Origin of the sequence: Akkermansia sp. BCRC 18949 (genome assembly GCF_045011645.1) — a bacterium.
In the GTDB taxonomy this organism is placed as follows: domain Bacteria; phylum Verrucomicrobiota; class Verrucomicrobiia; order Verrucomicrobiales; family Akkermansiaceae; genus Akkermansia; species Akkermansia massiliensis.
The window spans coordinates 679384-693163 of the sequence record NZ_CP123619.1 but is presented as its reverse complement, the minus strand read 5'-3'; the positions used below and the strand labels follow the sequence as shown (position 1 = coordinate 693163).

The following is a 13780-nucleotide window of genomic DNA, read 5'->3' as shown; positions in this document are numbered from 1 at the left end:
CATCGCCATTATGCCTAAAGATACCTCCATCAAAAAGATTCTCGTGATCGGCTCCGGCCCGATCGTCATCGGCCAGGGCTGCGAATTCGACTACTCCGGCACCCAGGCCTGCAAGGCCCTCCGGGAAGAAGGTTATGAAGTAGTGCTGGTCAACTCCAATCCCGCCACCATCATGACGGACCCAGAGACCGCCCCGCGCACCTACATTGAACCGATCACCCCGGAGTTCGTGGAGAAAATCATCGTCCGGGAAAAGCCGGACGCCCTGCTCCCCACCCTGGGCGGCCAGACGGCCCTGAACTGCGCCATGGAGCTCCACCGCAGCGGCGTGCTGGAGAGGGAGAACGTGCGCATGATCGGCGCCCATGCGGACGCCATTGACCGCGGGGAGGACCGCAACCTGTTCAAGGAGGCCATGATCCGCATCGGCCTGGACGTGCCGCGCTCCGGCATCGCCCACACGATGGAGGAGGCGCGCCGGGTAGCCGGGGACATAGGCACCTTTCCCCTGATTATCCGCCCCGCCTTCACGCTGGGCGGCATGGGCGGCGGCGTGGCGTACAACAAGACGGAGTTTGAGGAAATCTGCGCCCGCGGGCTGGACCTCTCCCCCGTTTCCGAAATCCTGATTGAGGAATCCCTCATCGGCTGGAAGGAGTTTGAAATGGAAGTGATGAGAGACCGCGCGGACAATTGCGTGGTGATCTGCTCCATTGAGAACATTGACGCGATGGGCGTGCATACCGGGGATTCCATCACCGTGGCTCCCATCCAGACCCTGACGGACAGGGAATACCAGGTCATGCGGGACGCCTCCTTCGCCGTCATCCGGGAGATCGGCGTGGAAACGGGCGGTTCCAACATCCAGTTCGCCATCAATCCGGCCAACGGCCGCATGATCGTCATTGAGATGAACCCCCGCGTTTCACGTTCCTCCGCTCTGGCTTCCAAGGCCACGGGGTTCCCCATCGCCAAGCTGGCCGCCAAGCTGGCCGTGGGCTACACGCTGGACGAACTGCGCAACGACATCACGAGGGAAACGCCCGCCTGCTTTGAGCCCACCATTGACTACGTGGTGACCAAGGTCCCCCGCTTCACGTTTGAAAAGTTCAAGCAGGCGGACGAGCACCTGACCACCTCCATGAAATCCGTGGGGGAAGCCATGGCCATAGGCCGCACGTTCAAGGAATCCCTGCAAAAGGCCCTGCGCTCCCTGGAAACGGGCCGCTGGGGCTGGGGTTTCGACGCGAAGGCGCCGCAGAAGCCCACCGCGGAGGAAATCACGCGGAAGCTGGCCGTCCCCACGGCGGAACGCATTTTCTGGATTCAGACGGCGTTCAGCAGCGGCTTTTCCCTGGACGAGGTGCACCAGCTCACCCAGATTGACCCCTGGTTCCTGGCCCAGATGCGGGACCTGGCGAAGGCGGGCGACCGCCTGGACGCGCTGGACCTGCGGGAAGCCAAGAAGCTGGGCTTTTCCGACAGGCAGATCGCCCTGGCCCGCGGAACTACGGAGGAAAGCATCCGGAAAGAACGCCGCGAACAGGGCATCGTGCCCGGCTACCGCCTGGTGGACACCTGCGCCGCGGAGTTTGAGGCATACACGCCTTACTTTTATTCCACGTACGGGGATGAAAACGAGGCGCGCGACACGGGCCGGAAGAAGATCCTCATCCTGGGAGGCGGCCCGAACCGCATCGGCCAGGGCATCGAGTTCGACTACTGCTGCGTGCACGCCTCCATGGCCCTGCGGGAAATGGGGTATGAAACCATCATCGTGAATTCCAACCCTGAGACCGTCTCCACGGACTACGATTCCTCCGACAAGCTTTTCTTTGAACCCCTGACGCTGGAAGACGTGCTCCACATCTGCGAGCAGGAGAAGCCGGACGGCGTCATCGTCCAGTTCGGCGGCCAGACGCCGCTGAACCTGGCCAACGCCCTGGAAGCCCACGGCGTGCCCGTCATCGGCACCAGCCCGAAGGCCATTGACCTGGCGGAAGACCGCGAACATTTCTCCGCCCTGCTGAGGGAGCTGGGGCTGAAGCAGGCGGACGCGGGGACGGCTACCAACGTGGAGGACGCCGCCGCTATTGCCGCCCGCATCGGCTATCCGGTGCTGCTGCGCCCCTCCTTCGTGCTGGGCGGCCGCGGCATGATCATCGTGTACGAGGAGCAGGAGCTGCGCCGGTACATGAACGAAGCCGTGGAGGCCTCCGAGGAACGCCCCGTGCTGATCGACCGCTTTCTGGAAAACGCCGTGGAGATTGACGTGGACGTCATCGCGGACCGGGAGCGGGCCGTCATCGGCGCCATCATGCAGCACGTGGAGCCCGCGGGCATCCACTCCGGGGATTCCGCCAGCATGATTCCCGCCATGGGCATTTCCATGAAAATGCACAAGGAAATCACGCGCGCCTCCAAGGAGCTGGCACGGCGGCTGAACGTCTGCGGGCTGATGAACATCCAGTTCGCCGTGAAGGACGAACAGCTTTACGTCATTGAAGTGAATCCGCGCGCCTCCCGCACCGTTCCGTTCGTCTCCAAGGCCATCGGCAGGCCCCTCGCCAAGCTGGCCGCGCAGGTCATGGCCGGCAAGACGCTGGAGGAGCTGGGCTTTACCCGGGAAATCACGCCGGAATACCACTGCGTGAAGGAGGCCGTCTTCCCCTGGGGCCGCTTCCCGGGTATCGACGTGGTGCTGGGGCCGGAGATGAAATCCACCGGGGAGGTGATGGGCATCGACCCGGACCCGGACATCGCCTTCGCCAAATCCCAGATCAGCGCATTCAATCCCCTGCCGACGGAAGGCAAGGTTTTCATCTCCGTGAATGACCGGGACAAGGAGCGCGTGCTCCACATGGCCCGCCAGCTGGCGGACATGGGCTTCACGCTGTGCGCCACGCGCGGCACGATGATCCACCTGCTCCAGCACGACATCGAATGCGAACGCGCGTACAAGGTGAACGAGGCGCGCCGCCCGAACATCGTGGACCACATCAAGAACGGGGACATCGATTTCATCATCAACACGCCCGGCTCCCACGACGCGCGGGCGGACGACATCATCATCCGTTCCTCCGCCATCGCCGCCAAAACCTCCTACTGCACGAACCTGGCCTCCGCACAGGCCTGCGTGAACGCCATTGAGGCGCTGAAGAACAGGAACCTCCAGGTGTGCACCATCCAGGAATACCATGCCCAGACCGTTTAACCCCATACCAAACAGCATTTTTATATCATCATGAGAGCCATTCTCGCACTGGAAGACGGAAGCGTCTTCATCGGTTCGCACTTCGGAGCCACGGGCACGGAAGTGGGGGAAGCCTGCTTCAACACGTCCATGACCGGCTACCAGGAAGTCCTGACGGACCCGTCCTACAGCGGCCAGATTGTCACGATGACCTACCCCCTGATCGGCAATTACGGCGTCAACCCGGAAGATTACGAGTCCGGCAAGGCGCAGGTCAGCGGCTTCGTGGTGGCGGAGCTGGCGAAGGTTCCTTCCAACTGGCGCGCCACGGAAGCCCTGGGCCCGTGGCTGGAAAAGCAGGGCGTGATCGGCATTGAGGGGGTGGACACCCGCAAGATTGCCAAGCACCTGCGCTCCGCGGGCGCCATGCGCGCCTGCCTCACCACGGAGCTGACGCCGGAGGAAGCCGTGGAAGCCGCCAGAAAGGCCCCCTCCATGGAAGGCTGCAACATCGTGGACAAGATCGGCTCCCATCCCATGACCCCGGAGGAAGTGGACGCGCTGGTGACGGAAGGGGTACTGCCCCCCACGGAGTACGACATCGTGGCCTTCGACTTCGGCATCAAGTACAACATCCTGCGCCAACTGAGGGAAAACGGCTTCCGTGTGACCGTGGTTCCCGCCCACACGACGGCGGAGGAAGTGCTTGGCATGAAGCCGGACGGCGTTTTTCTTTCCAACGGTCCGGGGGACCCCGCCACGCTGACGGACATCCACCGTGAAGTAGCCGCCCTGATCGGGAAGGTTCCCATGTTCGGCATCTGCCTGGGGCACCAGATCATTTCCCACGCGCTGGGGGCGAAGACCTTCAAGCTGAAGTTCGGCCACCGCGGCGCCAACCATCCGGTGAAGGACCTCCGCACGGGTAAAATCAGCATCACGTCCCAGAACCACGGTTTTGCCGTGGATCCGGACACCGTGCCGGACGACGTGGAAATCACGCTGATGAACCTGAATGACAATACCGTGGAGGGCATCGCCCACAAAACGCTCCCCGTTTTCAGCGTGCAGTACCACCCGGAAGCCGCCCCCGGCCCCAGAGACCCCCAGTACCTGTTCCGGGACTTCAAGCAGATGATTGCGGCCAGCAAACGGCAAACCGCCCGCTGACGGAAACGGCCCCCTTCCTGCGGCGGAGCATTTTCCTCGCCTCCCTGGGAAAAATGCGCTATTTATGCCCGGGCACATGAATTGCGGCTCCGGCGGAGGTTTTTCCTTTCATTCATCAACCTCCCCAACCAACAAACCATCTACACACCACATGAGCAAAATCGCATTAATCTCCGGCATCACGGGACAGGACGGTTCTTTTCTCGCAGAGTTCCTGATTGACAAGGGCTATGAAGTACACGGCATCCTGCGCCGCTCCTCTTCCTTCAACACGGGCCGCATCGAGCATCTTTACCTGGACGAGTGGGTGCGGGACATGAAGAAAAACCGGCTGATCAACCTCCACTATGGCGACATGACGGATTCCAGCTCCCTGATCCGCATCATCCAGACCGTGCAGCCGGATGAAATCTACAACCTGGCGGCCCAGAGCCATGTGAAGGTCAGCTTTGACGTGCCGGAATACACGGCGGAAACGGACGCCGTGGGCACCCTCCGCATGCTGGAGGCCGTCCGCATCCTGGGCATGGAAAAGAAATGCCGCATTTACCAAGCTTCCACGTCCGAACTCTTCGGGCTGGTGCAGGAAGTTCCCCAGAAGGAAACCACGCCGTTCTATCCCCGCTCCCCCTACGGCGTAGCCAAGCAATACGGCTTCTGGATCACCAAGAATTACCGCGAATCCTACGGCATGTTCGCCGTCAACGGCATCCTGTTCAACCACGAGAGCGAACGCCGCGGGGAAAACTTCGTCACCCGCAAGATCACGCTGGCGGCGGCCCGCATCGCCCAGGGCATGCAGGACAAGCTTTACCTGGGCAACCTGAACGCCCTGCGCGACTGGGGCTACGCGAAGGATTACGTGGAGTGCATGTGGCTGATTCTCCAGCACGACAAGCCGGAAGACTTCGTCATCGCCACCGGGGAAATGCACACGGTACGGGAATTCTGCACGCTGGCCTTCCGTGAAGCCGGAATTGAGCTGGAATGGGAAGGCGAAGGCGTGGAAGAACGCGGGCGCGACAAGAAGACGGGCCATATCCTGGTGGAAGTGGATCCCAAGTACTTCCGCCCCTCCGAGGTGGAACAACTGCTGGGAGACCCCACCAAGGCCAGAACCCTCCTCGGCTGGAACCCCACCTCCACCCCGTTTGAGGAACTCGTGCGCATCATGGTCCGCCACGACATGGAATACGTCAAAAATCCCGTCAATTCCTGAGATGGAAAAAAACAGCAGAATATTCGTGGCCGGACACCGCGGCCTCGTGGGCTCGGCCATCTGGAAATCCCTGGAAGACAGGGGTTATTCCAACCTGATCGGACGGACGCACCGGGAACTGGACCTGGAGGACCCGGCGGCCGTGCGGGAATTCTTTGACCGGGAAAAGCCGGAATACGTCTTTCTGGCGGCGGCGTTCGTGGGCGGCATTATCGCCAACTCACGGTACCGGGCGGACTTTATCTTCCGCAACCTCCAGATCCAGCAGAACGTCATCGGGGAAAGTTTCCGGCACGGCGTATCCAAGCTCCTCTTCCTGGGGAGCACCTGCATCTATCCGCGAGAGGCACCCCAGCCCATGAAGGAGAGCGCCCTGCTCACCTCCCCGCTGGAATACACCAACGAGCCCTACGCCATCGCCAAAATCGCAGGCCTGAAAATGTGCGAGAGCTTCAACCTCCAGTACGGCACCAACTACATCGCCGTGATGCCTACGAACCTGTACGGCCCCAATGACAACTTCCACCTGGAGAACAGCCACGTGCTGCCCGCCATGGTGCGCAAGATTCACCTGGCCAAGCGCCTGATGGAAGGGGACTGGGACGCCGTCCGGAAAGACCTGGACGCGCGGCCTGTGGAACAGGTGGACGGAACGGCGCCGGAAGAAGCCATCCTGGCCGCGCTGGCCAAATACGGCATCACCCCCGGTTCCGTGGAACTGTGGGGAACGGGCACGCCCCTGCGCGAATTCCTGTGGAGCGAAGACATGGCGGATGCCTGCGTCCACGTGATGGAACAGGTGGATTTCAGCCAGCTGAAAGGGGAAGACCGGGAGGTGCGGAACTGCCATATCAACATCGGCACCGGAAAGGAAATCTCCATCGGCGATCTGGCGCGCCTGATAGCCGCCACGGAAGGCTACCGGGGAGAACTGGTATTCAACGCGGACAAGCCGGACGGCACCATGCGCAAGCTGACGGACGTTTCCAAGCTGCATTCCCTGGGCTGGAAACACCGGGTGGATCTGGAAGAAGGCGTGGAGCGCATCTACCGGTGGTATCTGGACCAGGCGGAAGCCGCCGGAAACTAAGCCGCCCAGCATCTCCGGCAGCACGCACTCCCCATGACCCATTTTCCAGACAGCCAGGATACGGCGCCCGTCAAACCCAGCCTGTGGGCGCTGAGCCCCCTGCTGGTTTTCTTCCTGCTTTACCTGGTCATCTCCGTAGCCGTACAGGATTTTTACGCCGTTCCGGTGACGGTGGCCTTTACGGCGGCGGCAGTCTGGGCCGTGCTCATCACCCGCGGGAAAAGCATGGCGGAACGGGTGGACCTGTTTTCCTCCGGCGTAGCCAACCGGAATATCCTGATGATGATCTGGATTTTCGTGCTGGCGGGCGCATTCGCCCAGTCCGCCAGGGACATGGGGGCAATTGACGCCACCGTGCAGCTCACGCTGCGCCTCCTGCCGGACAATCTGCTGCTTGCCAGCGTCTTCATCGCATCCTGCTTCATCTCCCTTTCCGTGGGCACTTCCGTGGGCACCATTGTGGCGCTTGCTCCCGTAGCCACGGGGCTGGCGCACGCCACGCAGGTCAGCACCGGCATGATGACGGCCATTGTGGTGGGCGGAGCGTTTTTTGGAGACAACCTTTCCTTCATTTCAGACACCACGATCGCCGCCACCCGCACGCAGGGCTGCGCCATGCGGGACAAATTCCGGGCTAACGTGAAGGTGGTGCTTCCCGCCGCGCTGCTGGCCCTGGCCTGCTACACCCTGCTCGGATGGAACGTGCAGTCCCCCTCCATGGCGGACGCTCCCATTGAATGGATGAAGGTGTTCCCCTACCTGCTGGTTCTGGTGACGGCGCTGGCCGGAGTCCACGTGATGGCCGTTCTGACGCTGGGGCTGCTCGCCACGGGACTTGTCGGAGTAGGCATGGGGTATTTTTCCTTCATGGCCTGGTTCCGCGCCATGGGCAGCGGCATGACCGGCATGGGGGAGCTGATCATCGTCACCCTGCTGGCCGGCGGCGTGCTGGCGTTGATCCGCTTCAACGGCGGCATTGCGTACATCATCGGAAAAATCACGGCCCACATCCGGAGCAGGCGCGGCGCGGAATTCAGCATCGCCGGCCTGGTCTCCCTGGCCAATCTCTGCACCGCCAACAACACGATCGCCATCATTACGGTGGGTCCCATCGCGAAGGAGATCAGCGATAAATTCCATATCGCGCCCAGGCGCAGCGCCAGTATTCTGGACACCTTTTCCTGCCTGGTCCAGGGCGTCATTCCCTACGGGGCCCAGATGCTCATGGCCGCCGGAATCGCCCAGGTTTCCCCCCTGCTGATCATGGAATACCTGTATTACCCCCTGATTCTGGGCGTCTGTTCCATTCTTGCCATCGCACTGGCTCCCGGAAAAACGGGAAAGCGCAGGAAAAGCTGAGAAGCCATAAGGAAGAAGAGGCGTCAAAGACGCCCTTTTTGTTACCGACATGTTATCCTTGTTATCCTCATGTTACTCAACATATGGGGCTCCTATGTTATCATACATGCATGAGCCTTCATATAGAACCCACAGAAGACGCAGTGGAAACCCTGCGCAAGGAAAGGCGGAAAAATTACATTGCCGCATTGGCGACATCCATTCTCTCCGTCGTCCTGGCGGGAGCCATTCTCTACTCCCTGACCATCATCATCGCCCCCCCGGAAGAACCCAAGGTCGTCGGCTACATCACGCCGGACGAAGCTCCTCCGTCGGATACGCCTCCGCCGCCGGAAGTGCAGAGGGAAACCTCCTCTTCCTCCCATGCGGAAACTCCCGTCAAAGTCGTGGTAGCCGCGGCGGCAGCCCCGGTCAGCCTCCCCAAGATCGACATTGACCCGCCGGACGAACCCGTCATGCTGGAAGAAGGAACCGCCCTGGGCATGGGAGACGGCTTCGGCCCCGACCTGGGTGACGCCACCTCCGCCTTCGGCACGTCCCAGCCCTCCGGAAGTACGCTGGTAGGCACCTTTTACGATACCAAGCAGACGCCCGGCGGACGGCCCACCAACATGACGATGGACCAGTACCGCGCCTTTCTTTCCCGCTTTGTCAACAAAGGCTGGAATGAGTCGGAGCTGAATCGTTTTTACAAGGCGCCGCAGCAATTGTACGCCGCCCAGTTCTACATTCCCAGAACTCCCGCCAAAGACGCGCCCAAGGCCTACGGATGCGACGACAAGGTGAAACCCAGCCAGTGGCTTGCCATTTACCGGGGCAAAGTGCGCGCTCCCAAATCCGGCACGTTCCGCTTCGTGGGGCTGGGAGACGACTACCTGGTAGTGCGGTTCAACAACCAGAATGTATTCGACTACGGCTGGGAATCCGCCTCCCTGGGGAAAATGACGGCGAACAACGCCAAATGGCTTGATGCCATGGAAGGCAAGCCCGGCAACGACGACCTGAAGAAGGAACTCAAGGACGCGGGCATCAACGTCCCCCCCGTCACGTTCTACAAATACGGCCCCTCCGGCCACTGGAACAACACCATGCGCGGCGTAGCCGCCGGCAAGCAGTTCACGGTGGAGCAAGGCAAGGTGTACCCCATTGAAATCCTGGTCAGCGAAGGTCCCGGCGGCGAATTCGGCATGACCCTGCTGCTGGAGGAAGTGGGAATGGCACCCATGAGCAAGGATCCCAAGACGGGAGCGCCCATCCTGCCCCTGTTCCGGACCAACTACGGTGTGCCGAAACCGGACAAGAACAAGGAATATGTGCCGTTTGATGAGATCGGCATCGTATGGGAATCCATCAAATAACCGGAAACTTCCCGATTTCCCTCTCTTCATGCCCGCAGGCCTCCTGCGGGCATTTTACTTGCCCGGCCGTAAAAGATGGCCTACGCTCCCGTTATTACGATGCAGCCTTTTCGATTCCATTCCATCTATCAGCCGCGCATCTGGGGCGGCCAGCACATGAGAACCATGCTGGGCCGGGAACTGCCCAACCGGGAAACGGCCTACGGGGAAGCCTGGGAAATCAGCGACCGTCCGGAAGCCATGAGCACGGTGAGGGAAGGCGAATGGGAAGGAATGCCCCTGCACCAGCTATGGGAAGAACGGCGGGAAGAACTCTTCGGGCCCGGCTACGAACGTTTTCCGCGTTTTCCCCTGCTCTGCAAAATTCTGGACGCCCGTGAGAATCTTTCCGTCCAGGTGCATCCCCCGGAATGCACGGCGGCAGCACGGCGGGGAGAGGTTAAAAACGAGGTATGGTACGTGCTGCACGCGGACCCGGATGCCCTGATTTACGGAGGAATGGAAGAAACCGCTACGCTCTCGGACATCCGCCGGGCGGCGGAAACGGGCCAAATGGAGCAACTGATACGCTCCACCCATCTGGAAAAGGGGGAACATCTTTACATTCCCGCCGGCCTGGTTCACGCCATCGGCGCCGGGCACCTCATTGCGGAGATCCAGCAGAACAGCGACACCACCTACCGCCTTTACGACTGGAACCGGACAGACGCTTCCGGACAGGGACGGGAACTGCACATGGAACAGGCGCTGGATTCCATCGCGGAATTCCGGGAGCTCTGCCGGCAGCCCGGCTACCTGACGGAAATGCCGCATTTCACCACGGAGGAATATCGGCTGGACCAGGGAGAACGATTCACCCAGCCGGACGCCTCCCGCTTCGCCATCTTCACGGTTCTCCGCGGCTCCGTGTCCTGGGACGGGAAAACGGCGCGGCAGGGGGAATTCATCCTGTCTCCGGCAAATGCGGACGCCGTCACCGCCGTGGAACCGGATACCGTTTTGCTCTCAACAACGGTTTGAACGGCCCAATATGACAAAAAGCGTGAAGAATTCGGCACAAAGCTAAAGCTTTCACACTTTTTCGTTGCAAAGAAGAAAGGTGAATCTTAGCGTGAACTAAACTTTTCCCGCATCCGTGCTGTAAATCCCTCACCTCCCGGCCGCCGTATGAGCAATATTTCCACCATCGCCACTTATCTTGCCCGTGTTTCCGGACAGCTCCAGCCCATGCTGGAGAAAGTCCAGGGCATGGACCGCAGAACCTTCCTGCTGGAAGCCGCCGCCCTGCTGGCCCTGACCAGTTGTTCGGAACCCTCCGGCAAAGCCGGAATGGCGCCCATGATTTCCTTCAAGCCCTCCGGTGTCCCCGTGGTGAAGCGCTCTCCACGGCAGCTGCTGGCGGAATGCAACGTCCGGCCTATGTTCATGCCCCGCTCTTCCCCTCTCCGGCAGCGCTCTTCCCGGATGAAGCCGCGCTTCATCACCATGCACAACACGGAAAACCCTTCCGCAGACGCCATGCAGCACGCGCGCGCGCTGAATAACGGAGCCCTGCGCTGCAACTGGCACTACACGGTGGATCCGTATGTAGCCATGCAGCACATCCCCCTGAATGAAACGGGACGCCATGCGGACCGGGGCGGCCCCGGGGACATGTATTCCATCGGCATTGAAATGTGCGAAAAGCGGGGACAGAGCATCGTCAAGACCTTTGACCGCGCCGCCAAGCTGGCCGCCTACAACATGTACGCCCACGATATTCCCCTGCGGAACGTCGTGCCGCATTACTACTGGACCGGAAAACGCTGCCCCCACCTGCTGCTGGACAACGGCAAGCCCGGTTTCAAATGGTCCTGGTTCATTTCCCGCGTGGATTATTATTACCGCTGCATCAGCTAAGCGCCATTCCACGCCTCCCGCTGCATTCCGGATGTGAGGATGGATGGAAGACTCCTGACCGGGGTTGTTCCCTTGCTTTTTGCCGATCGTGTTAAAGCGGCGGGCACAGCTTTTTTGAATCCATCATTCGCTGCCAGCCGGCAATGCGTCCGCGACGCGGCATCATGTAAGCGGATCAGGGAATCAACAGCCTCCGCGCCGTCCCCTTCCGGTAATCTCCGCAGGGTCTGCAACCCGGCGGCATGAAAAAACAGGACGGTTTTTATCAATCCCGCCTGTCCGGACATGGCGGCAACGCGCCAGGCTTTGAAACGCAGCAATCTTTCACCAAGTAAAGATGGCGCCTCAAACAGGTGGACCCCGCATTTATCCGTAGCCCGCGCTACCCCCCCCACCCTTCCGAAAGAATGATGCAAGGAACCTTGCGGAAGCATGCCTTTTCCCAAACGAAACGGAAGACGCAGGAATAACAAAATGCCCGGTTTTTTATAAGAAGACGGGGAACGCGCAGGATTTCACGAAGCAACTTGGAAAAACGGCATTCCGCGAATTCCGGAGGGGGAACGGAAAAGTCCGCCAGGTCTCACAAAGCCCCTTTCGGAAACAGTTCCGGAGCAGTCCGCGTTCATCCGCAACAGAAGCCTCCATCACGCTTCCGCCATCCGCGGCGCAGCCGCCGGAGCATAAAAAAACTCCGCAGCCGCCAGGTCCACGCACAAACCTTGACAACTGCGGAGCTGCGCTTACACACACTTATTCATCCAACAAAAATTATTCTGCGGAGCTTCCATCAGGAGTGGTGGAAGGCCGTGCCTTCTTCCGCAGTCATCGGAGAAGTGACCGGGTGTTTCTCGAAGAAATCAACCATGCGCTTGAAGTCTTCCAGGAACAGGTCTGCCAAGTCCTTGGTGAAGCCCTGGCGGACCATCACGCGCATTACCACCGTATCCTGGCAATTGGCAGGGAGGGTGAAAGCGGGCACCTGCCAGCCGCGGGTTCTCAGCTTGTCCGAGAGGTCGAAGAGGGTATAGTTCGTCTTGGCTCCGTCCTTGATGAAGAAACAGACGGCGGGAATGCCCTTTTCCGGATCGCCCGTGCAAATGAATTCGTACGGCCCCAGCTTGGAAACCTCATCTGAAATGTACTTGGCCACTTCATAGGCCTGGGTATGGATGTTGGTATACCCTTCCTTGCCCAGACGGATGAAGTCATAATACTGGCAGATGATCTGTCCGGCCGGCCGTGAGAAGTTAATGGCGAAGTTGGGGATTTCACCGCCAAGATAGTTGACGTTGAAGATCAACCCTTCAGGCAGGTCGGCGATGTCTCTCCATACCACCCAGCCCACTCCGAGCGGAGCCAGGCCGTATTTGTGGCCGGAAGCGCTGATGGACTTGACGCGGGGAATGCGGAAGTCAAAGACAATGTCCGGAGCGCAGAACGGGGCCAGGAAACCGCCGCTAGCGCCGTCCACGTGGATGTCCACACTGATGCCGGTCCTGTCTTCGTAATCGTCCAGAGCCTTGGCAATTTCCGCAGGCAGTTCATAAGCGCCCGTGTAGGTCACGCCAAACGTGGGAACCACCACGATGGTGTTTTCGTCAATCTGTTCCAGCATGCTGTCCACATCCATCTTCCATTTTCCGGGTGACATGGGGATTTCACGCATTTCAATATCCCAGTAGCGGCAGAACTTGTGCCAGCAGATCTGGACGGGCCCGCATACCAGGTTGGGCTTGTCAGTGGGTTTGCCGGCAGCTTTCTGGCGGGCTCTCCAGCGCCACAGGGCGGCCATACCCCCGAGCATGCACGCTTCACTGGAACCGATGGTGGAACAGCCGATGGGTTTTTCATCCTGGCTGGCGTTCCAAAGGTTGGCAATGATGGCAGCACAGCGCATTTCAATAGCGGCTGTCTGGGGATATTCATCCTTGTCGATCATATTCTTGTTAATGCTGATATTCATCAGCATCCTGACCTGCTTTTCATCCCACGTCTGGCAGAAGGTGGCAAGGTTCTGGCGGGCATTGCCGTCCAGCATCAATTCATCGGACACCAACTGGAAGGCGTCCTCCGCACGCATGGCGTAATCCGGGAACTGATCCTTGGGCAGTAGGTTGTCTGCTTCCGGAGAGCCGAAAATGGAATTTTCTGCCCGGGCTGTATCGGGTTTTTGATTTGGATCAAACATGACGGTATCTATTGTTTCATCATTTCCGGGCCAGCCGTGAAAGACCGCCCGCATGAAGGATAGAAGCTTCTACGAACAAAAGTGTTCATATTTCTATTGTCATTCACCCCCGCATAACTTTTCTACAAAAATACAGGAACAAGCTTTATTTTATTATCCATGCGTTACTAAAAATCATTAAATTACAAAATTTGTTATATTTCCTGACCTACACTCATAAAACACCCTATGTATGACACAGGCCATATTTTCACAGATGAGGGGCCCGGACATTTTCAGCTTCAACGGCCAAGCGGAATAA

General features: G+C 59.7%; 9 protein-coding genes. 8 read left to right on the top strand and 1 reads right to left on the bottom strand.

From position 1 onward, the window contains the following. The first annotated feature begins 10 nt into the window (after window positions 1-10). The 8 genes from carB to P8A25_RS02815 all read left to right on the top strand — a co-directional run bounded on the left by carB (window position 11) and on the right by P8A25_RS02815 (window position 11288). Window positions 11-3214: a carbamoyl-phosphate synthase large subunit gene (gene carB, locus P8A25_RS02850; RefSeq protein ID WP_022396588.1), complete on the top strand. Its 3204-nt coding sequence runs from the start codon at window positions 11-13 to the stop codon at window positions 3212-3214. A 30-nt stretch (window positions 3215-3244) separates the two neighbouring features. Then, the gene (gene carA, locus P8A25_RS02845; protein ID WP_102726599.1) at window positions 3245-4363 is read left to right on the top strand and encodes a glutamine-hydrolyzing carbamoyl-phosphate synthase small subunit; all 1119 of its coding nucleotides are present in this window, start codon (window positions 3245-3247) and stop codon (window positions 4361-4363) included. 151 nt (window positions 4364-4514) lie between these two features. Continuing rightward, window positions 4515-5582: a GDP-mannose 4,6-dehydratase gene (gene gmd, locus P8A25_RS02840; protein ID WP_102721901.1), complete on the top strand. Its 1068-nt coding sequence runs from the start codon at window positions 4515-4517 to the stop codon at window positions 5580-5582. A 1-nt stretch (window position 5583) separates the two neighbouring features. Continuing rightward, window positions 5584-6672: a GDP-L-fucose synthase gene (locus P8A25_RS02835; protein WP_215442463.1), complete on the top strand. Its 1089-nt coding sequence runs from the start codon at window positions 5584-5586 to the stop codon at window positions 6670-6672. 33 nt (window positions 6673-6705) lie between these two features. Then, window positions 6706-8031, top strand: coding sequence for a Na+/H+ antiporter NhaC family protein (locus P8A25_RS02830; RefSeq protein WP_102728472.1), 1326 nt, complete (start codon window positions 6706-6708; stop codon window positions 8029-8031). Between the two features lie 110 nt (window positions 8032-8141). Continuing rightward, a complete protein-coding gene (locus P8A25_RS02825) occupies window positions 8142-9389 on the top strand; it encodes a hypothetical protein (RefSeq protein ID WP_022396583.1) in 1248 nt (415 codons plus the stop codon). 75 nt (window positions 9390-9464) lie between these two features. Beyond that, window positions 9465-10409 (top strand): type I phosphomannose isomerase catalytic subunit, encoded by a 945-nt coding sequence (locus P8A25_RS02820; protein ID WP_102728471.1) that lies wholly within the window; start codon window positions 9465-9467, stop codon window positions 10407-10409. A 147-nt stretch (window positions 10410-10556) separates the two neighbouring features. Further along, on the top strand, window positions 10557-11288 hold the full coding sequence (locus tag P8A25_RS02815; RefSeq protein WP_022396581.1) for an N-acetylmuramoyl-L-alanine amidase family protein: 732 nt from the start codon (window positions 10557-10559) through the stop codon (window positions 11286-11288). A gap of 790 nt (window positions 11289-12078) precedes the next feature. Here P8A25_RS02815 and P8A25_RS02810 read toward each other — a convergent pair. Then, window positions 12079-13479, bottom strand: coding sequence for a glutamate decarboxylase (locus P8A25_RS02810; RefSeq protein WP_102721963.1), 1401 nt, complete (start codon window positions 13477-13479; stop codon window positions 12079-12081). Window positions 13480-13780 lie beyond the last annotated feature (301 nt).

What these genes read in the sequence shown, in the direction of transcription:
- carB (WP_022396588.1), top strand. Translation starts at nt 11, where the DNA reads ATGCCTAAAGATACCTCCATCAAAAAGATTCTCGTGATCGGCTCCGGC.
- carA (WP_102726599.1), top strand. Translation starts at nt 3,245, where the DNA reads ATGAGAGCCATTCTCGCACTGGAAGACGGAAGCGTCTTCATCGGTTCG.
- gmd (WP_102721901.1), top strand. Translation starts at nt 4,515, where the DNA reads ATGAGCAAAATCGCATTAATCTCCGGCATCACGGGACAGGACGGTTCT.
- P8A25_RS02835 (WP_215442463.1), top strand. Translation starts at nt 5,584, where the DNA reads ATGGAAAAAAACAGCAGAATATTCGTGGCCGGACACCGCGGCCTCGTG.
- P8A25_RS02830 (WP_102728472.1), top strand. Translation starts at nt 6,706, where the DNA reads ATGACCCATTTTCCAGACAGCCAGGATACGGCGCCCGTCAAACCCAGC.
- P8A25_RS02825 (WP_022396583.1), top strand. Translation starts at nt 8,142, where the DNA reads ATGAGCCTTCATATAGAACCCACAGAAGACGCAGTGGAAACCCTGCGC.
- P8A25_RS02820 (WP_102728471.1), top strand. Translation starts at nt 9,465, where the DNA reads ATGGCCTACGCTCCCGTTATTACGATGCAGCCTTTTCGATTCCATTCC.
- P8A25_RS02815 (WP_022396581.1), top strand. Translation starts at nt 10,557, where the DNA reads ATGAGCAATATTTCCACCATCGCCACTTATCTTGCCCGTGTTTCCGGA.
- P8A25_RS02810 (WP_102721963.1), bottom strand. Translation starts at nt 13,479, where the DNA reads ATGTTTGATCCAAATCAAAAACCCGATACAGCCCGGGCAGAAAATTCC.